The organism is Kamptonema formosum PCC 6407 (genome assembly GCF_000332155.1).
Lineage (GTDB): Bacteria > Cyanobacteriota > Cyanobacteriia > Cyanobacteriales > Microcoleaceae > Kamptonema > Kamptonema formosum.
Genome location: NZ_KB235904.1, coordinates 2,173,769 through 2,194,957 on the forward strand (window position 1 = coordinate 2,173,769; position 21,189 = coordinate 2,194,957).

21 protein-coding genes are annotated in these 21,189 nt (G+C 45.8%); 9 read left to right on the forward strand and 12 right to left on the reverse strand.

The window, feature by feature from the left end; translation table 11 throughout:
- Positions 1-26 precede the first annotated feature (26 nt).
- Positions 27-1,301 (reverse strand): P-loop NTPase fold protein, encoded by a 1,275-nt coding sequence (locus tag OSCIL6407_RS0126505; RefSeq protein ID WP_007356628.1) that lies wholly within the window; start codon positions 1,299-1,301, stop codon positions 27-29.
- 128 nt (positions 1,302-1,429) lie between these two features.
- On the opposite strand from OSCIL6407_RS0126505, the gene OSCIL6407_RS36395 reads away from it, so the two are divergent.
- From OSCIL6407_RS36395 to ftsZ, 3 genes are all read left to right on the forward strand, one after another.
- Positions 1,430-1,597 (forward strand): hypothetical protein, encoded by a 168-nt coding sequence (locus tag OSCIL6407_RS36395; protein ID WP_019487877.1) that lies wholly within the window; start codon positions 1,430-1,432, stop codon positions 1,595-1,597.
- Between the two features lie 105 nt (positions 1,598-1,702).
- A complete protein-coding gene (locus OSCIL6407_RS0126515; protein WP_007355194.1) occupies positions 1,703-2,569 on the forward strand; it encodes a cell division protein FtsQ/DivIB in 867 nt (288 codons plus the stop codon).
- A gap of 143 nt (positions 2,570-2,712) precedes the next feature.
- A complete protein-coding gene (ftsZ, locus tag OSCIL6407_RS0126520) occupies positions 2,713-3,975 on the forward strand; it encodes a cell division protein FtsZ (protein ID WP_007355195.1) in 1,263 nt (420 codons plus the stop codon).
- 94 nt (positions 3,976-4,069) lie between these two features.
- Here the strand turns inward: ftsZ and OSCIL6407_RS0126525 are convergent, their stop codons facing one another.
- Positions 4,070-4,849, reverse strand: a complete 780-nt coding sequence (locus OSCIL6407_RS0126525) for an MBL fold metallo-hydrolase (RefSeq protein ID WP_007355196.1) — start codon at positions 4,847-4,849, stop codon at positions 4,070-4,072.
- A 104-nt stretch (positions 4,850-4,953) separates the two neighbouring features.
- On the opposite strand from OSCIL6407_RS0126525, the gene OSCIL6407_RS34940 reads away from it, so the two are divergent.
- Positions 4,954-5,136 (forward strand): hypothetical protein, encoded by a 183-nt coding sequence (locus OSCIL6407_RS34940; protein ID WP_148288936.1) that lies wholly within the window; start codon positions 4,954-4,956, stop codon positions 5,134-5,136.
- 145 nt (positions 5,137-5,281) lie between these two features.
- Here OSCIL6407_RS34940 and OSCIL6407_RS0126530 read toward each other — a convergent pair whose 3' ends face one another.
- The gene (locus OSCIL6407_RS0126530; RefSeq protein WP_007355197.1) at positions 5,282-5,890 is read right to left on the reverse strand and encodes a fasciclin domain-containing protein; all 609 of its coding nucleotides are present in this window, start codon (positions 5,888-5,890) and stop codon (positions 5,282-5,284) included.
- Positions 5,891-6,502: 612 nt separating this feature from the next.
- Positions 6,503-6,637, reverse strand: a complete 135-nt coding sequence (locus tag OSCIL6407_RS37950) for a hypothetical protein (RefSeq protein ID WP_007355198.1) — start codon at positions 6,635-6,637, stop codon at positions 6,503-6,505.
- An 81-nt stretch (positions 6,638-6,718) separates the two neighbouring features.
- Here OSCIL6407_RS37950 and OSCIL6407_RS35650 point away from each other — a divergent pair, with 81 nt between their 5' ends.
- From OSCIL6407_RS35650 to OSCIL6407_RS0126550, 4 genes are all read left to right on the forward strand, one after another.
- Positions 6,719-6,868 (forward strand): hypothetical protein, encoded by a 150-nt coding sequence (locus tag OSCIL6407_RS35650; RefSeq protein ID WP_155523433.1) that lies wholly within the window; start codon positions 6,719-6,721, stop codon positions 6,866-6,868.
- A 62-nt stretch (positions 6,869-6,930) separates the two neighbouring features.
- Complete coding sequence (locus OSCIL6407_RS0126540; protein WP_007355199.1) at positions 6,931-11,007, forward strand: CHAT domain-containing protein; 4,077 nt, start codon at positions 6,931-6,933, stop codon at positions 11,005-11,007.
- 278 nt (positions 11,008-11,285) lie between these two features.
- Positions 11,286-11,657, forward strand: a complete 372-nt coding sequence (locus OSCIL6407_RS0126545) for a hypothetical protein (protein ID WP_007355200.1) — start codon at positions 11,286-11,288, stop codon at positions 11,655-11,657.
- Positions 11,658-11,935: 278 nt separating this feature from the next.
- On the forward strand, positions 11,936-12,133 hold the full coding sequence (locus OSCIL6407_RS0126550) for a DUF2949 domain-containing protein (protein ID WP_007355202.1): 198 nt from the start codon (positions 11,936-11,938) through the stop codon (positions 12,131-12,133).
- A gap of 79 nt (positions 12,134-12,212) precedes the next feature.
- Here OSCIL6407_RS0126550 and OSCIL6407_RS0126555 read toward each other — a convergent pair whose 3' ends face one another.
- Positions 12,213-12,455, reverse strand: a complete 243-nt coding sequence (locus tag OSCIL6407_RS0126555; protein ID WP_007355203.1) for a hypothetical protein — start codon at positions 12,453-12,455, stop codon at positions 12,213-12,215.
- A 122-nt stretch (positions 12,456-12,577) separates the two neighbouring features.
- Between OSCIL6407_RS0126555 and OSCIL6407_RS0126560 the strand changes: the two genes are divergently transcribed.
- Positions 12,578-13,084: a hypothetical protein gene (locus OSCIL6407_RS0126560; RefSeq protein ID WP_007355204.1), complete on the forward strand. Its 507-nt coding sequence runs from the start codon at positions 12,578-12,580 to the stop codon at positions 13,082-13,084.
- Positions 13,085-13,233: 149 nt separating this feature from the next.
- On the opposite strand, the gene ygfZ is transcribed toward OSCIL6407_RS0126560, so the two are convergent.
- The 7 genes from ygfZ to OSCIL6407_RS0126600 all read right to left on the reverse strand — a co-directional run bounded on the left by ygfZ (position 13,234) and on the right by OSCIL6407_RS0126600 (position 21,155).
- Positions 13,234-14,295 carry a CAF17-like 4Fe-4S cluster assembly/insertion protein YgfZ gene (ygfZ, locus tag OSCIL6407_RS0126565; protein WP_007355205.1) on the reverse strand — a complete coding sequence of 354 codons (1,062 nt, stop codon included), beginning with the start codon at positions 14,293-14,295 and terminating at the stop codon, positions 13,234-13,236.
- Between the two features lie 89 nt (positions 14,296-14,384).
- A complete protein-coding gene (locus OSCIL6407_RS0126570; RefSeq protein ID WP_007355206.1) occupies positions 14,385-14,765 on the reverse strand; it encodes a hypothetical protein in 381 nt (126 codons plus the stop codon).
- Between the two features lie 71 nt (positions 14,766-14,836).
- Entirely contained in the window at positions 14,837-15,679 is an 843-nt protein-coding gene (locus tag OSCIL6407_RS0126575; RefSeq protein ID WP_007355207.1) for a transglutaminase-like domain-containing protein, read from the reverse strand.
- A 702-nt stretch (positions 15,680-16,381) separates the two neighbouring features.
- A complete protein-coding gene (locus OSCIL6407_RS0126580; protein ID WP_007355209.1) occupies positions 16,382-16,606 on the reverse strand; it encodes a hypothetical protein in 225 nt (74 codons plus the stop codon).
- Between the two features lie 93 nt (positions 16,607-16,699).
- Positions 16,700-16,936 carry a hypothetical protein gene (locus OSCIL6407_RS0126585; RefSeq protein ID WP_019487880.1) on the reverse strand — a complete coding sequence of 79 codons (237 nt, stop codon included), beginning with the start codon at positions 16,934-16,936 and terminating at the stop codon, positions 16,700-16,702.
- 411 nt (positions 16,937-17,347) lie between these two features.
- Positions 17,348-20,491, reverse strand: coding sequence for a translation initiation factor IF-2 (gene infB, locus OSCIL6407_RS0126595; protein ID WP_007355210.1), 3,144 nt, complete (start codon positions 20,489-20,491; stop codon positions 17,348-17,350).
- Positions 20,492-20,768: 277 nt separating this feature from the next.
- Entirely contained in the window at positions 20,769-21,155 is a 387-nt protein-coding gene (locus OSCIL6407_RS0126600) for a YlxR family protein (RefSeq protein WP_007355211.1), read from the reverse strand.
- Positions 21,156-21,189 lie beyond the last annotated feature (34 nt).

Sequence of the window (21,189 nt, forward strand, 5' to 3'; positions counted from 1 at the left end):
ACACCTTGCTGCGATCGATCTCAAGTTTAACCTACAACTTCAAGACATTGCTGCCAAGCTTTATATTTCTTAGTCTCTGCTAGTGCTGGATTGATTCCAAACCAGCGTCCCTCACGATCGCGATATTCAAATACAAACATACTTCGGAGTAAAGTTTGGCATTCTTCCTCCCCTGTAACATTTTGTCTTTGCACCACTTGAAAGAGCAATTCCCATTCTTGTTCAGTGATGGCAGCAAGCAAATCATCGCGGTATTCTTGAATAACATTTTCCAAACATTCTCGCGAAAAAGGAGGGTCTTCTTGTTGCAAACAACTATACAACAATACCAATAAATTGCGAACATGACCGCCACTGACTCGGCAGAGTCGATCTAATGTTTGGGGATTGTCAAAAACATGAGGTATTAAAGCAGTACGATCGCTAGGATCTATAGTAGGAAAAGCTCTTGCTAGCACTAGCTGCCGCAATAAGGCCATCCCCTCTTCATAGTCCTTACCCGAACGAGCTTGCACTGGTACCATTGGCAATACTTTAGGTTTAACTCCAAATCGATTCGCGAGTCTGCCGAAGTCATTGGAGAAAATCAATGTTAGAGGAATGGTATAAACTACATGGCAATTTAACTTTCTCAACTGTTCGCCGCGATCTACAAATAGATATTCTGGCTGCGTTCTTCCCGAAGCTTTCAATGTAGCATCTAAGCGATCGAGATTGTCAATAATAACTACCAGCCCTTTGTGTCCTTTATACTTAAGTTCCTTTGTGGCGCGTTCGAGAAGTTCTTCATTAATAGCTTGCAAAATGCTATTAGTTCGTGGTTCTAAGTATTGCCGTAACTGAGAGCGGAGTTTGGGAGAATCTTTAGTTTTAGCAGTAATTTTGGCAATACCAACAGATAACTCAGCCTCGGCTGAAAGTTCTATGGGAGTTTGTAAGAACTCAGCAACTTCTGTAAACAGATTTTGAAAATATCCATGCCTGAGTTTAATACCAGCAGATTCTAAACTTTCACTTACTTGGCGAGCAATACTTAGTAAAATATCGCTGATGTCTACATCTCCCATATCCAAATCTTGAGAAGACTCGAAGTAAACAACATAAAAGTCTTCTTGCTCTAACTCAGTTTTGAGCCGAAACAATTCAGTAGATTTACCACAGCCTATGTGGCCCGTAAAGAGCTGGCAAGTAGGCTCATTAGGGGAGATCCGGGTAATGGTTCGCTGCAAGGATTCGATAATCTTTCCACCCCGTACTGAAGCAAAATCAATGTAATATTGGCGATCCCCTGGATTCCCCATGACTAGAGTTTTGCTAGGGTTACACGCCTTATAAAATCTGTCTAAGTCCAGTACAATCACGATTATTCTTGACCAAAATTTAACATAAAATGCGAGTTTAAGTTTACTTTGACAGATAGCTGTTCGGCTTGTGGGGGTTAGGGGAGCGGGGGGGCGGGGGAGCGGGGGGGCGGGGGAGCGGGGGAGCGGGGGAGCGAGGAGGAGCGGGGGGGGATGGGGGGATGGGAGGGATGGGGAGGGATGGGGAAGATGGGGGGGATGGGGGAGATGGGGGAGATGGGGAAGGTAGCAATTAGCAATTAGCAATTAGCAATTAGCCATTAGCCATTAGCAATGTGGGTAATTTTACGAGGATCTGGTTAAATTATTAGGGGAAACGGGAGGCTAGGAATAAAGGGTAGATGGCGAGTTTTGCATCAGTTTCTCAAACGGAGTTAGGGCGCAGGCGCGACCAGTTGCGCCGCCAGAGGCGCTTGAAATTGGTTCAGGGAATTTGGCAAGCATTGGCAGTCAGTACCTTTGCTGGGGGTTTGCTCTGGGGGATCGCTCAGCCGATTTGGTTGATTACCAAACCGGAGCAGGTTAAGGTTGAGGGCAATCAGTGGCTTTCTGACCGTGCGGTGATGTCTTTGTTGCCGCTGTCTTATCCCCAGTCTGTGTGGGGCATTCAGCCTCAAGCTCTGGCTAAAAAACTGGAGTCAACTGGGCCGATCGCTAAAGCAAAGGTGATTCGTCATTTGTTTCCCCCATCTTTGAGGGTAGAAGTGCAGGAACGTCTGCCTGTGGCGATCGCTCAACCTGGGCTCGCATTAACACCCACACAGGAAACACAGAAGGCTGGCTGGCTCGATGCCAATGGGGGCTGGATGCCTTTGGAGAGCTATACTGCGGATAAGCGATCGGGTAGAGTCTCTGAAGGCGGTAGTGCCTCTAAGGGAGCAGGAAGCTCGCACTCTATGCCTACTCTCAAAATCATCGGCCGCTTAGAACTCTATCGCGTCTATTGGCCTCAATTTTACTCTGCACTTAGTCGCAGCCCTGTGAAAGTCTTTGAGGTTAATTGGCAAAATCCGGGAAATTTAATCTTGATGACGGAACTGGGTATTGTACATTTGGGGCCTTACAGTTCCCGAATGGCTGAGCAGCTTACTGTTTTGGACAAGATGCGGCAATTGCCAAAAAAACTGGATTCAAGCAAAATTGGTTACATCGATCTGAAAAATCCAGCTTCGCCGATGATTCATATCCCGGAGCAGGAAAAACAGTAGATGCGATCGTTGGCTTCGGGCCCAACTTAGCTTACAGTTAAGTATCAACTTTTTTGTTGTGGATTTACACCCATTAAAAAAGTTGTCCTTAAGAATCCCCGCGTCTTTAGACCGGGGAATGTCAATTATCATCCCCGATTCTAATGACTCTTAATTATAGACAAGGGTCTGGCCAGGACAGCACCCATTCGGAAGAACAAGCAAATTTTACCCTGGCAGTAGATTCTGCTAATCCCTTTGGACGCAAGTCTGGGATATATTTAGGAGATCCTAATATCGATATTAAAGCCATGCCCCGCGAAGAATCTAGGAGTGGCGATATTGTGCCAAGTAGTGCAGCAAGAATTAAAGTGATTGGTGTTGGCGGGGGTGGGAACAATGCCGTTAACCGCATGATCGCCAGCGAAGTTGCAGGTGTGGAATTTTGGACGGTGAACACTGATGCCCAAGCTTTGTCTCTGTCTAATGCCCCTAAACGCTTGCAAGTAGGACAAAAGTTGACTCGCGGCCTGGGGGCAGGGGGCAATCCTGCCATTGGTCAGAAGGCGGCTGAGGAGTCTCGCGATGAGATTGTTAATGCTTTAAGCAATTCTGACTTGGTTTTCATCACGGCTGGTATGGGGGGCGGCACTGGTACCGGTGCGGCTCCGATTGTGGCTGAGGTGGCTAAGGAAATGGGAGCTCTGACAGTCGGTGTAGTGACGCGGCCTTTCACTTTTGAGGGTCGCCGCCGTACCAGCCAAGCGGATGAGGGCATTGCTGCTCTGCAAAGCCGCGTGGATACGCTGATCGTCATCCCGAATGATAAGCTTTTGTCTGTGATTTCTGAACAAATGCCTGTTCAAGAAGCTTTCCGTGTTGCGGATGATATTCTGCGGCAAGGGGTACAGGGCATCTCTGACATTATTACGGTTCCGGGCTTGGTCAATGTTGACTTTGCTGATGTCCGTGCTGTAATGGCGGATGCTGGTTCGGCTTTGATGGGTATTGGTTTGGGTTCTGGAAAGTCGCGGGCTCGTGAAGCGGCGATGCAGGCTATTTCTTCGCCTTTGTTGGAGGCTTCGTCGATTGAGGGCGCACGGGGTGTTGTTTTCAACATTACTGGCGGTACTGATATGACTCTCCATGAGGTGAATGCAGCGGCTGAGACGATTTATGAGGTAGTCGATCCTAATGCCAATATTATTTTTGGGGCAGTAATTGACGAGCGACTTCAAGGCGAAATCAAGATTACTGTGATTGCTACTGGTTTTTCGGGCGAGGTGCTCTCGGTGCCAACGGTTAAGGAGATTGGGGTACGCCGGTCTAATACTTCTAGTCCTGCTGCTACTCCAACACCCGATCCGAAGGTGCCGGCGGGATTGGATATTCCTGAGTTTCTCCGAAATCGCCGACCGCCAAGGTAGGGTTTTGTTAATTGTTAACGGTTAACTGTTAACGGTTAACTGTTAACTGTTACCAATTACTAATCTCTAATTTCCGATCCGGAAACTGGAATGCCTAAATTTTGTTGACGGGTGAAAATTCGATGGTTTCGCCTGGGGCGGGGGTTAGGAGTTGGGTGGGTAGTTCAGAGGCGGCGAGGCGATCGCGAAATTCTTCTACGCTGCCAATTGTCTTAATTAACATTGGTAAAATACCACTGGCTCGAATGTCGCCGAGGGCAGTGGGTACGAAATATCTAGGTTTTAAGGTTTGGGCGAGGTTGAGGGCTTCTGTTGGCCCCATGATAATTTGTCCTAGAATTGGGAAGATTTGACCGATGACAGGTGCGATCGCGACATCAATTCTTCCTAGTCGCTCTTTTATTCCCTTAAATGGTGAAAAGTGCGGTTCGTAATAAATTGTCTCGTCGTTAGTTAAGTCTTTAAGCAAATAGCCGTTTTCTACCTGGCCCGGTTGGATTTCTGCTCCGGGAACGGCGATAATTTGTAATTTATCTTGGATAAACTCTTGCCAATTTGACAAAGATGCGATACTTTTATAACCTAAACTACTGAGGACTTTGGTAGCAGTAGGAGAGGCAACAGCAGGAATGGTGCGATCGAGTTGTTTTAAAGTAGGTTTGTGACAGTGATCGTCTAGACCTTGAGTAATGAGAATTAAGTCGATTGCTGGTAAAGTATCCGGCGTAAAGGCTGGGGGCTGGACGCGATCGGCGCTAAATAACCAGGGTTTGCCGTAAAATACTAGAGGATCGACTAGCCAGGGATCGATTAAGACTGTTTGGCCTGCGATTTGTAAGATCCAAGAGTTGAGGTCAATTCGGGTGAGTTTCATTAATGTTAAGGGTTAGTTGTTGGTGGTTAGTTGTTTGGGGAGCATCCCTTTTTTGAAAAAGACCTAACCCCCAGTTTCCCCGATCGACAAGCTGAGTAGATTAATTGTCGAAAGGATTAATTAAATTTGGCTATTCACCCACACTAAGCGAAGGATATAACTGGTTTGGCAGGATTAGGGATGTTTTGAAACTACGATCGCAACAGAATGCAGGCGCGATCGCGATCGGCGGTTTTAACTTTTCCCACTGTTTGTTACTTAATTCCCCAAGGCTTCATGAGCGTTAAGAGCTAGCGATCGCTATTTTCCAGAATACAACAACGCAAGAAAACACGCCCTACCCCCTTTTTCCCTGGCATCTAACCTACTAAAAACTAAAAGGCGCGGTAGAATCGCGCCTTTACAAACTCAGAACTTAGCCTGCTGCTTAACTTAGAACAAATCAGGAGGCAAAAGCACCTTATTAACTAAAACAATCACCCCATTGGCAGTGCGGCGAGACGACTGTATTACGCTAGCGTCATTCAGCGTCACTTTATCGCCAGTCTCATTAAGCTGAATTTTCACGGGCATACCTGCGGCAGTTTGCACCACACCGGCCTCTATTTCCTTGGCAGTAACTTGACCCGCAACTACGTGGTAGTTCAGCACCTTAGCCAATTTGTCCTTATTCTCTGGTTTAAACAACTTCTCCCGGATGTCCGCAGGTAAAGCTGCAAACGCTTCATCTGTTGGTACAAAAACAGTAAACAGCACCTTATTGGGGTCTGCTTGGTCTTTTACACGGAAGTTGTCAGTTAAACCAGCCTTTTTCACAGCCTCAGCAAAGGCTTGGAAGTCTCGGTAATACTTGATTGCCGAATCCAATTCGCCAGCAATCGTACCGTCAACGCTGCGGCTTGTACCACCAGAAGGGTTAAAGATACTGGCGGAGTAGTTGAACTGCGCCAACACCGGTACAGTAATCAGGGCGCTGACACCAAGAGCAGCTACAGCACCAGTGAGCTTTTTAATCCAATTTGTCTGATTTTGGGAATCCATCGCTTTTTTCTCCAAATTACGGCTGGATGCCCCCTGATCTTATCCTCTCAGAGCTTGAACCTTTGTTTGCTGAAAGACCACATCCTTGAGCACATAAGCAAAGGAAAGCTTTTGCTTGGGTCAAAGGCGAATTTTATAGCTGTGCTTGTATGGCATAGCTGTTACTCTAAGCTTTGACATCTATCCGTGTATATAAAAAGATTCTACATGATGAGGGGTGAAATACATAGAGGGTAATAAAGATTTTTTATAAAACTTAAATCTATCGAGAATTTGTTTCCCCTGGAGAGGGAAGTGGGATACAATGGCTGTGGGGTTACACCCCCCACGCAGGGTAATTGTAAATATGTTAAGGGTGTCGTTCGGTCGCTCGGCAGAGAAAAAATTTTTTGGCATCTACAGTAAAAAGTAACAACTCGAAATCCAGAAGAAACGAGTAAGAGACAAATCAGGAGCTATACAGGGCATTGAGTTTGCATCTCTCGCTGTGCTTTTCCCATGACGTAAGCACGAACTTGAAAAGCACATCGAACACCTGCGCCAAAAAATAGCGAAGGAAAGCGATCGCGTGGGTTCAGACTTCCTGCATCAAGGTTTAACCCAAATTGCTAGTTAATTCTGCCCGATCCAGGCACGGGCGGCAGAAGAGTTAAACGGCACGACATCTACCAAGTCAGTGATACTCAAAATCTCGCTAGCAAGAAGCTGCAAATTATCTACTCCTTCTTGCTGAATGCGATCGGTCAAAAGAGAAAGTTATTTGTTGAAGTCTCAGGCTACCTGTGATTTCAAACTTTACTTGGTTAGGCTATTGGTATCACTCTTTGAATGTCATTACTCATTGGTCTAGGGCTTACGCAAAACCACCATTTTCCGTTGCAAAGGCAAGTGCCTGCGGGTAGCGCTTACGAAGCGAAGCAAACCCAAACTTTGATTTTTTGCGATCCGTCGGTAAGTCCTGTGATGATGAGTGAGTAAAAACAGACTAATACCTGCTAGAGGCTTAGGAAATTCCTCGGCAATATATAAGGTTGAAAGCGATGAAACCTGAACGTCATATTTATCTGCTAGTAACAACGTTTCCAGCCCCCAATAAAACCTTTAAAAAACAAGAGAATGCTGGCTATCGGTTGTGGGATCTTGGTAAGAAATCCTCTTTTCTACTACCTCTTGCCTCTTGTTTGCTGCCATCTTTAGTACAGGCTCAGCCTATTGTGCCAGCAGCCGACGGTACGAACACTACCGTTACCCCTGAAGGAAATCGCTTCAATATCAGCGGGGGTCAATTATCTAGAGATGGCTCGAATCTGTTTCACAGTTTCCAGCGATTTGGTCTTTCTCAAGGTCAGATTGCAAACTTTCTTTCCAATGACACGATTAGAAATATTTTAGCTCGCGTCACTGGCGGAGAAGCCTCAGTTATTAATGGCTTAATTCAACTTACAGGAGGTAATTCTAACTTATTCTTAGTCAATCCAGCCGGGATTGTATTTGGGCAGAATGCTCAACTGAATGTACCAGCCTCTTTTACCGCTACCACAGCCAGCGGTATTGGATTTGGTGACAACTGGTTTCAGGCTTTTGGGGCTAACAATTACTCAAATTTACTGGGAACACCGAGTGCTTTTGCTTTCCCAAATTCCGATCCAGGGGCGATTGTCAATGCTGGCAATTTGAGAGTCGAAGCAGGTCAGAATATAACCTTGATCGGCGGTAGTGTAATCAGTATCGGCACTTTGGAAGCACCCGGTGGCACTATTACTTTAGCTGCTGTTCCTGGCGAGAAAATAGTACGGATTAGCCAAGAGGGGCGGCTGCTAAATTTAGAAATTGCACCTCTGTCGGTAGAATCAGGAATTTTAACTCCTGATGCCAGAAATTTTATGCCACTTTCTTTGCCGCAAATGTTGACAGGTGAAGGTAGCAGCCATGCAACAGGAATATCAGTTAATACGGACGGGCAAGTGGTACTCACAGGTGGGATGCCTGTGCAGGAGGGGGCGGTAATTGTGGCTGGTAATATAGATGCTTCCAGTTCAGATCGAGTGCCAACTTTACACATGGGAGGAACCGTTGAAATTTTGGGCGATCGCATTTTCCTCAATAGTGCCAAAATTGACGTTTCAGGTATTAATGGTGGCGGCACAGTCAAAATCGGCAATGGGAAAATAACTACTAATTCGGAATTTTTAAATGCACCAGAAATTCATGTCAGTAGCGATTCTGAGATTGCTGCTAACGGTGGAGTTAATGGTAATGGCGGCGACATCACCATCGGTCGATGGGGAGGTTTAGCGACAACTGATTTTAAGGGTCAAATTAGCGCACGCGGTGGCAGCAATTCAGGTGACGGTGGCACTATTGAAATTTCAGGCAGCGGTACTTTTGCCGGCACTGTAGATTTAAGCGCTACCAACGGCAATACTGGCAGCATCCAACTTAATTCTGAAAATATTGTAGTTGCGCCAGATTCAACAGATAGCCAACAATTAACTGACAGCCAAAAACTGATAATTCCTCAAACAACACTGGAAAATATAACCGCTAATGCTGATGTTGTCATCAAGGCTAATAACGATATTACTATTAACAACTTAGGGGAAAGACCGATCAATTTAAACCCTAATCGTGAGGCAAGATCGATGGCATTTGTCGCCGATGCCGATCGCAATGGGATTGGATCGTTTTCTACAAGTAACTCTCAATCGGCAATTTTGACCAATGGAGCCGCACTGAGTATTTCCGGTCAAAATTTAACAATTGGTAAAATAAATGCCAGTGGTGGAGCTATTAACCTGACTGGGAATGATATTAGTTTCAGGGGTGGAGAAAGTTCGATTTCCAGCACTGGCGGCTCGATCTTGATTGCGCCAAGGACGGCAGAACAAGCCATACAAATTGGTGGTGTTGCACAAAATATTCCCAATACCCTAAATCTGGAAAATTCAGATCTGGCAGCTTTGGATAACGGCTTCAAAGCAATTACAATTGGTAGATTAGAAGGTAGAGGTGCAATTACGGTCAATGCGGTGCAAGTAAATGACCCCCTAACCTTACAGTCGCCTGCCGGAACTGTCGCAGTTCAAGGGGAAATTATTGCCAAAGATGATGCCTCTGTGACTATAAATGCACAGTCAACGACGTTGAATGCCAATATTACGACTAACAATAGCGATATTAATATTAATAGTGCAGTAACTCTCACCAATGATGTTTCTTTGAAAACGGGTGAAACTGGCGGAAATATTGCGATTTCCTCGACATTAAACAGTAAAGAAAATGCAGCTCATAACCTAGTCTTAAACGCAGGGACAGGCAATATTACTTTTAAAGGTGCAGTAGGTACTGGCCAAAATCAACAACTAGGAAATCTTTCAATCGAAAGTGCTAACAACGTACAAGCTGATGCAGTTATTGCAGCGGGAAGCGTGCAGCAGTCAGTAGGTGTTGGTAAAACTACTCTTGGTGAAGTACAAACAACAGCTCCTAATGGTGTTGATATTACTACAGGTGGTGACATCCAAACGGGAAATATTACTGCTAATGCCGGTGATATTCGCTTGACAAGTCAAACTGGAAATGTCACCGTTGGTATTCTCAATTCATCTGCAAGAGTGCATGAACGTTCAGGCAATATTAATGTAAATGCTGCTGGTCATATCAGCGCAGGTTCAGTTATTTCCTTTGGCTTTGAACGGGGAGGAGATATCAGTCTCACCAGTAAAAATAGCGGTATTGCAGTGGAATCCATTAATGCTGGAAGTAAAAGCGGTAACACTGGTAGTGTCCATGTAAAAACGGCCCAGTATTTCCGGGTTTTGAATGATGAAACAAAGGTGGAAAATCCTACTTTAGCTGTTCACAGTCAGCAAGCCAAAGTTAACAGTCCACAAATAACTGACACCTACGCTTCGATCGTGCAAATAGAGCAAATTCGCAGTCAGGAAATAGGGAATAAACTTGCCGTTAATGTTAAACCATTGAACGGTCATAATATCCAAGCATCCCTCACTACAATTGCACAGCAAACGGGGAAAAAACCAGCCGTAATTTACGTGGTATCTCGCCCTGAACAGTTAGAATTAGTGTTGCTAACTCCCAATGGTAAGCCGATATTTAAAAGTATACCCGCTGCGAATAGCGATGCACTGCGGCGACAGGTACAAAAGTTAATTGGTGGAATTAGTCACCGTCCTGATGAAAGTAGCGCCAACAGTTATTTAAGTGCTTCTCAACAACTTTATCAGTGGTTAATTGCACCTTTAGCTGAAGATTTAGAAAAGCAGAAAATAGATACTCTGGCTTTTTCTTTAGATCCAGGAATGCGGAGTTTGCCTTTGGCTGCTCTCCACGACGGGAAACAATTTTTAGTGCAAAAGTATAGTCTCGGTTTGATTCCCAGTATTAATTTGACTGATACAAGCTATCAAAATATTAATAATTTCTCGGTTCTAGCAATGGGTGCTTCGCAATTTAAAGACCCGCAAGTTGTACCTTTGCCTGCTGTACCTGTGGAGTTGTCTACAATTACGCAAGATAGGGGCGGTCGTTCTTTCTTAAATCAAGAGTTTACTTTAGATAATCTCAAGGCACAACAATCTAGGGGACAATTTGGAATTATTCACTTAGCAACTCATGGCTCTTTTGACCCAAGTATGCCGAGTAATTCTTATATTCAAATGTGGGATGGAAAACTGCGGTTTGAGCAGTTGCGGGAGTTAGGAAAGCAGCGGTTAGAGTTATTGGTTTTGAGTGCTTGCGAGACGGCTTTTGGTAGTCAAGATGCGGAGTTAGGTTTTGCAGGTTTGGCAGTACAGTCGGGTGTTAAGTCAGTATTGGCGAGTTTATGGCAAGTTGATGATGCTGGTACTTTGGGGTTGATGAGTGAGTTTTATCGCCAGTTGAGTTTGCAAGGGTTGACTGTAAAGGCGGAGGCTTTGAGACAGGCGCAAATTGCAATGATTGAGGGCGATTTGCGCGTGGAGGGAGGGCAGTTGCGAAGTACCAGTCGCGGAGGAGAGGCTGTTAGTTTGCCCTCAAGTGAGGGGCAAGTTGTAGCGAATTTATCACATCCTTATTACTGGGCTTCTTTTACGATGATTGGTAGTCCTTGGTAGGTGGTTTGATAACTGAGTTGGTAACGAATTTAACTGATGAGTGAGTTGGTGGTAAGTTTTTACACATTTAAAACCTGAATATTAATTCACTTATCAATTCCAAAACATAACAACTTTTGATAGATGTCAGTTTATTTGTGCCTGGCTATAATTAATCTATAGCAACCGCAAGGTGGTTAGGGCATTCTGGGTTCTTGAAACCCTTAATTCTATTCCCTTCTTCCCCTAGTCCCTAGTCCCTAGCGCCTAGCTATACAGGATGTAAATAGGAGAAATTGATGATGAATAAAGTTATCACTGCTCTGCAACTGAGTGCAATTTTGCTGGCTTTGATGCCTGCTGCTCAAGCACAAGAAACTGTGCCGCAATTAAGTCAAATTGCTGAACCGACTTTATCGGGGGATTCGCTGAGGACGGTTGAGGCGAGAACGCTGGATTCTGATTACCAAAATTTTATCTCTCAACCAGAAAACAGGAGGAATTCTACTGGTAATGGTGAGAGTTTGGGGGATGAGTTTCGCATCCAACTGGGTCAGGATGTAGATGTTGTTACCAGTCCTTCTGATGCTCAGCGTCAAGGAAGTCCTTTACCTGCCAATCAAAGTAATAATGGCTCTGATGCGTCGGTTCAGCTTCAGTTAGGGCTTTAGCAATCTCAGCCAATTTTAGGTGGTGTTTATGCAATTTTGGAAGTTTGGTTTGAGGAGAGCTCCCTGGAAATAGGGGAGCTTTGCTTTATATAAGCTCCAAGAACTTTTTATAAGTAAGCGATTTGTGACCGGGATCACGCCTTTAGCTTTACTTTATCACATGATGAAATGGCTTTTTATCACAGAGATTTACACGGTTAGTATTAAAATTAAATTCAGTCAGTTTCTAATTAAACTTATTTTGTTACATCAATTTACAAAACGGTGGAAAAGTTACTATGAAATCTACAACAGAGGCTCAATTGATTAATTTTTTACGAGGGGAATTGGCGATTCCGATGGCTGCGATCGCGATCGCTCTCCGACATGGAGATCGGGATGTTAGCCAATTACCGATGATTCTTTGGCAGTATGGGTTGGTGAGTTTGGAACAGTTAAATACAATCTTTGATTGGTTGGCAACAGTAAGTAATTAAGAAGTTGGGGAGCTTGAGAGTTAGTGGAGTTTGAGCTCAGTTACAATTAATTAATCTGAGATTTGAAGTAGACTTGATATTACTTAGGGTTGAGGCGTTTAGAAATTTGGCTAACTATACCGCTAAGAATCGCTCCTCCCATAAGAATGCCAATTGCTGGGGTAAATAAGGGCTGCCACAGTGAATACCAAAGGTCAAAGCCGAGGTTTACCCCGACTGAGCGTCCAAAGACTGCGATCGCAAACCATCCAAAGCTGAGCAAGACTAAGAATACATTAGCTACTAACAAAATATTTAGCCAATTGAGAAATTTATCTTTCATTGTTCCCTCTATTGATTCATAATTGAACTATCCCTGGGCTAAAGCCAAGGGGCTTTGATATCATTTTGATATCATTTTCTTATAAGATATCATTTAATTGTTGCTATACAGTCTGTGAAAATATGGTTCGCTACACACTTGCACAAAGCCCAGAAGTTATTCTGACTGTCAAGGGCAGAGATTCAGTCAAAGCTCGCGAAGAAGCGATGGATCAGCTCATGGAACTAATGGACGCAGGCTCGCTCACTACGGAGCTCAAGGAGGGATTTGGGCCAAAGCAATTTATTGAGGTGAAAGAACCCGAAGATAGTGGTTCTGAGGAGGAGGACGGAATTACTCAGGCTGTACAAATTCTCAGTAATCTAGCTACTCTGAAGCTAAAAGTTATGGAATCTCGCGATGAAGCCCTCAAGGTTCGGGCTGCGATCGATATTCTATTTACGGATGAGGCTGTAACTGTTGAAGAGATTGCGAACCTCAAAGATGGCTTCAAGGTTCTTAAAAATTTTGCTCAAGCTAATGTTCGGTACCGAGAAGCTAGAGCAAAAGCTGAGGATGCTCGTGCAGTTCTCGATGCAGCTTTGCAATCTAATGAACCCGATGTTAAACAATCAAATACTGGGAAGTAAGTAAAAGGAAAAAGAACTTAGTCAGAGGATTGTATTTTTGTAGGAGCGAAGCATTCACGACTAAAATCTATTGTATGTTATAGATCGGATCTGGTCGCAATGCTTCGCTCCTACGGATATATTTACAAATCACAGCAATTTTAATTTAATTAAGTCGCCGACAACAAAAAGGGTAAATCCACAACTTCTCCTTCAATTTCTCCTACCTGTACTTTCAAGCCTTCACCGCCAGCTTTAGTACGGATATAAGCAAGACCAAAAGGCCCATCATCAGTCACAACAAAACTGGTTAGCTTCCCAACTTTTTCTTCTCCAATTGTCACCGCTGCACCCACCTCTGCCTCACCGCTCAAACGAAGGCCCCAAAGCTGTTGTTTCACTCCTTTATATGTATTTAAACGAGCAATTGTTTCTTGACCGATGTAGCAGCCTTTATCATAAGAAATAGTATGTAAAAGACGAGCTTCTAGAGGGTTATATTCATCTGTGAGTTCAAAGTCGGGAGCTGGTCGTCCTTGCTCGATTCGCAGGTGTTCCCACACGCGATCGCCTGCGGGAATTGCTCCATTTTGTACTAATTTATCCCAGAGATTTGCTGCCTGGTTTCCATCAACAATAATCGTATAGCCGCTAGTTGCTAAACCGCTACCAACAACAACGCGAATACTACTTTCAGTGGTAGTATTTTCTATTAGTTTGTGAGTGCCGTAAGGTTTGCCTTCAATACCCGTTATCCCCAATTTATCTAATAGTTTATTACTATGGGGCCCAATCAAACTAAAGGTAGCAGTAGCATCAGTTACATCTTTAAGTTCCACTTTATCCATTGGGAAAATATATCGATCTAGCAACTCTAAGAGTTTTTGACGGCGGTTAGGGGAAACTAGCAGCAGAACTTTATCTTCTGTAATAATCGCGGTGGCAAGATCGATTGTCCGGGCGGTAGAGGTGACAAAAACGGTGTCACAGCCTTGTCCCGGTTGCAGGATATTGAAATTGTTGGTACTTTGGTTATGTAAGAAGCGGAGGCGGTCTTCACCTGAAACTTCTAACCGTCCCCAGTGAGTGCGATCGCACAAGATAACGCCTTGGCGCGAGGCTAAAATAGCCTCAGCATCATTGCCAAAACTAACAGGGACATTTGCCTGGGTAACTGAGGAAATAAATTCTGCACCTGCGGATGCTTGAATGTCGCGCAATTCTTGAATCATAAATTTAATTAAACAGATTAAATTATTCAGCCGTTCACAGTTAGCCGTTCACAGTTAACAATTAACAATTAACAATTAACAATTAACAATTAACTAGGCAATTGTGCAAACATATCCTGTACTAATTGACTGGCTTTTGCCTCAAGCCGGTTCCAATCGACGTTACCAGTTTCCTCAATTAGACTGGTGTCTATCTCAACTTCTACACTTTGGTTTTCTACGTGAGTGAGAGTGTAGTTACTAAAGCAAACTTGATAACAAAGTTCCCACAAATCAACGCACATTTTTTGGTCTTGATGTTCTAAGCATAACTGATAGCCGGGCACTGGGAGCTGCACCTCTTGATAAGTACCTTTCCAGACTGATTCATCTAACTGTTTGCGAATGTTATCGATCAGTCTGATCAAGGCTGGCTGCATCAATAGTTCAGCCTGCTGCCACGCGATCGCGTTAGTTATTTTTGGTTTCATAAGAAATAATGTGGAAACCCCTTCTTTGAAATTGAACTGCACTAACCGCAGTTTACGCAAAAGATATAATATTAAGCAATAGCGATCGCATTTCCTCTACCCTGGGAATCATCCTGCGAGGCCTTACCTTCCGCCACTTCCGCAAATACCTTCATCTCTTTCATCTCTACCGTACCAAAGAGAGTCCCAAAAGATACATCTGCGGCATCCCTACCCGTACCAATGCGGATAATCCCATTTAGAGGTACAAGCCGCGTCGCATCGAACAAATACCAGCGATCGCCGAGGTAAGCTTCAAAACAAGCGTGAAAATCCGGCGGTTCCAGCTTATAAGCATAAGCCGAGACAAAACGAGCAGGTATATTTAATGCTCGACAAAAAGCAATTCCTAAATGGGCGAAATCGCGGCATACGCCGGCTCTTTCAGTTGCAGTATCGTAAGCCGAAGTCTGCGAATTTGTACTCCCAGACAAGTATTTTACTTTATCATAAATCCAATCACAAATAGCCATTACTCTCGAATATCCCGGCTGTAACTCTCCAAACTCAGACTCAGCCAAACCCGCCATTAAATCTGACTGGCAGTAGCGGCTAGGATAGAGGAAATAGAAGGTTTCCGCAGGCAAATTAGCTGGGTCGATTTCTGCGATCGCTTTATCGTCAGCATAAAAGTGGGATAATTCTACCACTGCCCGATACCCAATTTCTAAATCTCCCGGTGTTGCATTTACGCGGATGTAGCGGTTTCCCTCTAGAGGGCTAATATATTCCTCAACTTTTAGCGGTGGCTCTAATTTGAGTTCTTCGTGTAAAATTTTTTGACTGTTAGTCTTGACTGCCTGGATATTAAATATCATTGTTGTGGGTTGAACAAGATTATATTTGAGTTGACAGCCAATGTTAAATTTTTGCATAAGATTATGTAGCTTTAGATATTGAATATTGTAGCGGGTTAATCACTGGAAGCGATTCTAACCAAAGTATGAAACTAAAGTATGAGAACGATCGGCAATAGTCTTGCTTTTAATATTAGGTTAGGTAGGAATTGCCGAGGGTTGCGATCGCAATGCAGCGAGGTTTCCTGTAGCCTAAGTTAGGCGCGATGCTCACTTTAGGGAACTAAGAGATAAATCTTAAACCGCGCCGTAAACCCACACTTACCTCAGTAGACATTAAGGGAATTAAATAGGATTTTTTACCTATTTACCAGAATTTTTGTAGACTACGAGCGGGAAACCTAAGACGATTGCTAGCTAATATCTTTACCAACATTCTTGTAGGTTAGCATCAGCAAATCAAGATAGGATGACGATCTTCCACCAGAGTTTTTCGTATACAGGACTTACGCACCCAACCAAAGAAACCTGGTTTTTTGACGAAAATACAGCAGTCACCAAGGCGATTAGGAGACGCTCGATTGCTGGAACCCACTTGTTCTATTCCCTTCTTTCACGCTTCCCCTAGCCCTGAGCATCGTAGCCCCTATCTGCGACCCACAGATGCTATCAAAAACCCGGTTTCTGGTACTCCATTAGTTCGTTAGGAACCACGCGCACAGTTAGCCGAACGACTGCACGCCGAAGTCACAAGGCATCGCCCCGCTCTGTTTGCTAAATTTAGTAAGCCAAAGTTTCTAAAGTTTCTCGCAGATAGCTGCGAACTTGCTGGTCAAGGGTGACAGTTTCTGGATGCTGCTCAATATCGCGCTCTAGCTGCCACCGTTGAAACCCAGAACTTGCCGCACTTGCTTGTTTCAAGCTTTCCCACATTTCTGAATCTTCGCGAAGTTGGCCTAGCGATGGAGCTTGATATTCTTGAGGAGTAGATGCAGAATTAACCATAGCTTTAATTTCAATCGCTTGTCTGGACTTAAACGATAGCCTTGACTTAGCCTATCTAAAAAAATTATACAACAAAAATCGGCAATAAAATTATTATTCAGAAATGAGTCCTGACTCTTCTTTATCCAGGAATTTTAATGCGATCGCCTCTATTGGCGTTGTTAAGAATATTGCTGTATCAGAGGCTACAAAGGGTGAATTTGAGGCATTTCTCAGTCTCAAACCGTATTTTTGATAGTTACAAAGTTTTGAGTTTTGAGTTTTGAATTTTGAGTTAAACAGAAGAGTTGCGATCGCGAGTTCATAAACCTTTCCAAAATGGAAACCCATCCCCTTTATGGGTGGGAGGAATTTTTGGGGCTGTCTTCCGCCGTGAATCGTTTTTTTCCATTACCGCCTTGGGGCTGTTTAGTTCGGTGTGATGAAAGTGATGTACTTTCGATGGGACAATTACCATCTCAAACCTCACAACCCTGTACGCATAATGATTTGCTCTTTCGAGCCTCCCTTGCGGGGTAAAGTTAGCTTCGCCAATGTTTTGAGAGCTTGTTCAGCTTGCAGCACTGTTTCAGTGACCTTAAAACTGTTTAACTACAAACGACAGGGCAGGGGACTAGCTTCGCATCCGCCTGGTGTCTTGACTCAAAAAACGTAGACCTCGAAAGTCTTAGGCTGGTCAGTATGGCTTGTTTTGACTTTCGCCTTGCAAGCCCATCCCCTTTAGGGGTGGGTTACTGACCACTATTGAGAAAGCGTCCGTCGCTTCGTCACCATACGGTAGGCTTCAATAATGTCGCCTTCCACCCAACTGTTAAAGGCATTGAGGGAAATACCGCATTCGTAGCCTGCGTTGACTTCCTTAACATCATCCTTCATCCGCTTGAGGGAATCCAGTATGCCTTCATGAAGGACATTACCTCCTCGGCGTACCCGCACCTTACAATTGCGAATAATTTTGCCAGAAAGGACATAACAGCCAGCCACAGCCCCGCGACTGATGGGGAATACAGTTCTGACTTCCACTTGGCCTAGAGGTTCTTCTACCAGTTCCGGTTCCAGCAGACCTTCCATTGCCCCTTGAACGTCGTCCAAGAGGTTGTAAATGATGTTGTACTCCCGGACATCTACACCTTCGCGATCGGCAGCTTGACGCGCACCGGCGGCGAGGGTAGTGTTGAAGCCAATAATCACGGCTGCACTGGCTGCGGCTAGGTCAACGTCTGTCTCCGTAACTTCTCCAGGTGCAGCTAGTAGCAATCTAAGCTGCACTTCTTTCTGAGGTAGTTGTCGCAGGGCTCCCACGATCGCCTCGACTGACCCTTGGACATCTCCCTTGAGGATCAAATTGAGTTCCTTGAGTTCTCCTTCCTTGGCCTGTTGGGAGAAACCGCTGAGACTGATCCGTCCTTGTAACAGACGAGATTCTCTGGCTCTATCTACTCTCGCTCCCGCGATCGCAGCAGCTTCCTTTTCATTTTGGAAGACATCGAACTCATCCCCAGCACGGGGAACATCTCGCAGACCCAAGATTTCGACTGCAAAGGACGGGCCAGCGGCATCTACCCGCTTACCTCGGTCATCAATCATCGCCCGCACCTTACCCAAAGCGGAGCCAGCAACAACAATATCTCCTACCCGCAGGGTGCCATTTTGTACCAGCAGCGTCGCCACTGGCCCTCTTGCCTTATCGAGGTTAGCTTCAATCACCGTTCCCTTAGCAGCGCGGTTTGGGTTGGCATGGAGGTCTGCCACTTCTGATACCAGGAGAATCATCTCCAAGAGCGTATCCAGGTTTTCCCCTTGGATAGCACTGACCGGCACCATAATCGTATCTCCACCCCAGTCTTCTGCAACCAAGCCGTACTGGGTGAGTTCCTGCTTGACGCGCTCCGGTTGAGCGCCTTCCTTGTCTACTTTGTTAATTGCCACAACAATTGGCACTTCGGCAGCTTTGGCGTGGCTGATCGCTTCAATCGTCTGAGGTCTTACCCCATCGTCAGCCGCTACTACTAGCACGGCGATATCTGTCACCCGTGCCCCGCGCGCCCGCATAGCGGTGAAAGCTTCGTGACCAGGAGTATCCAAGAATACTACCTGCTGCATCTTGCCTTCGTGTTCCACGTCTACGTGATAAGCACCGATGTGTTGGGTAATACCTCCTGCTTCTCCCTGAGCCACCTTCGTTTTGCGAATCGAGTCGAGCAAAGTAGTTTTACCGTGATCGACGTGACCCATGATCGTCACTACAGGCGGACGGCGTTGCAGGTTGTCCAAATCTTCCTCAGAAAGCATTTCAATTACTTTCTTGGCTTCGGCTTCTTTCTCGGCGGTTTCCACCGGGATACCCAACTCTTCAGCGACGACGTGAATCGCGGAAATGTCAAGAGTTTCCGTGATGCTGACTGCCATTCCTTTAGAGAACAGCCGCCTGATAATTTCAGTTTCAGCAACGGCAAGGGCGAGGGCCAGTTCTTGAACAGTCATCGGCCCGCTGAGTACCAGTTTTTCTGGGCGTTCTGCCTTAACTTCCGTCGCTTGGCGGCGGTTCCCTCGACTTTGACCGCGCTCGGAACTACTAGAGTCTCGTGGTGCTCCCGGTTTTTTATTTTTGGCAGAGGATGGGCCTGCTAAAGCTGCCACAGGAGCGGCTGCTTTAGGTGCGGCGAAGCCTTTGGGCTTAGAGGGTCTCGCTAAGGAAAGGCTGACCACGATCGGTTCTGGCATTTCCAAACCACCATCGGCATCATCGTCGTCTTCGTCGATCGGCGGTTTAATGCGAGTGCGTTTGCCCTTGGCTGCCACTTTGGCTGCCTTACCTGGAAAATCTGGGCTTTCTTCGTCGTCTTCTTCCCATACCTGGGCTTTTTTCGCGGGACGCGGCAGAGTTGGCCGATCTAGCAGAGATATTTCGACTAGCGGCGTATCTTCTTCCTGTTCGTCGCGGTCATCTCCAAGAGCGGCTGTGTCACTGGTACTACCCCGGCGATTGGGTGCGATCGCACCTGGCATCGCGGGAGCATTTCTCCCTGGGCCCGGTCGTCTTGGTTCCTGAGCGGGTTGCGGCCGAGTGGGAGCTGAACCTTCCCGGCGCGGTCTCAAACCTTCTGGAGCTTCACCTCCAGGCGATCGCTGGCCGCGGCTGGGCCGGGCTGGTTTGGCGGGGTGATCCCCGGATTGTCCCGCTTCTGACTGCTCTTGGTCAGTTTTTGCCTGTTTGAGTACCGGCCGAATCCCCTGATTTCCTGGGGCGCGGTTCGGATTGTCATCGGGTCTAACTGGTGGAGATGCGAGTTTCGGCAACGGCGGCGGAGGTGAATTTGTCGCCCTCGCCTGTACTGGAGCCGGAGGGTTGTGGTGAACTACATCTAGAGGCACTATTGCCGGCGCATTTGATTCCCCTGAGTCTTCACCGCCATTTTCCGGCGCAACTCCAGGGGGATTAGCACTCGGCTTTGAGGGAATAGGTCGATTGATGTTGGGTTTGGCGGGGGGCTGGAGCTGAGTAGCTGGCAGTCTGGGGGGAGTTGCCGTTGAAGGCTGGGGGGTTGTGTTCTCCTCATTGCCGGACTGCTTAGAATTTGCACCTGGGCGCACTTTAGGTCTACGTATTTCTAAAATTTGCTGTTTTTTGGGGTCATTAGAACGGGGGCCAGTTTCTCTAGACGGGGAAGCAGCCCGGTCAGGGGGGGCTGGCTTTCCAGGAGCAGAGTGGCTGGCTACGTATTTTTCGGCTGTTTTGCGAATACGTTCAGCGTCTGATTCTGTAATCGTGCTGCTGTGGCTCTTGACTGAAATATTGAGCCCCTCACAAACCGCCAAGATGTCTTTATTATCCAAATTTAGTTCCCGTGATAACTCGTAAATTCTTACTTTGCCGTTGTTCATCCACTCTAGCCCTCTCAGTGCCAACCAGTTTTTACATTGCAATCTACTCTAATGACAACATCGTTTTATTGAGATTAGTGTCAAGAATCGGGGCGCGGGCACTCTGCCAGCGGGCCCGTCGTTTGGACGCAACCTACTGATGTCTGCCGCGAGAGTTGTCTCAAGTCTTTGTAGGAATCTGTGAATTTTGAAGTTTTAGTCCCGGTTTTAGCCGGAATTTGCTTTCGCTATTCGCTGTTCCCGATTGAGCATACCTCTGTTGGTACCCTGCCCTTATCTAATCTGACACAAATCTTTTAAGACTGGTGGGTGGATCGGATCGGGGTTTTGGTGCTGGCTCTGCTGGAAATTCTTCACTACCCCTAGATGGGGTTTGTGTGAAGGGCCCGGCAGACAGCGTATGGGAGGGTGGGGAAGGGGTGGCTAAACGTTGCCAAAGTGTTTGGTACATTTCGTTAGACACAGATGCTTTGAGCGATCGCCCAAGTCGATTTTTTTTTTGAGCTGCTTTGAGGCACTCTGCTTCCGGGCACAGGTAGGCAGAACGACCCATACCCATATCTAATTGTACCTGATGACAAGGATAGAGCCTGACTAATCGCCAAAATGCTTCTTTTGGCCCTAATTTTCTGCAACTGATGCAGCGGCGGTAGTTGGGTTTCATCTGTTTTTGTGTGTGAAGAAGGGGCTAGGGGCTA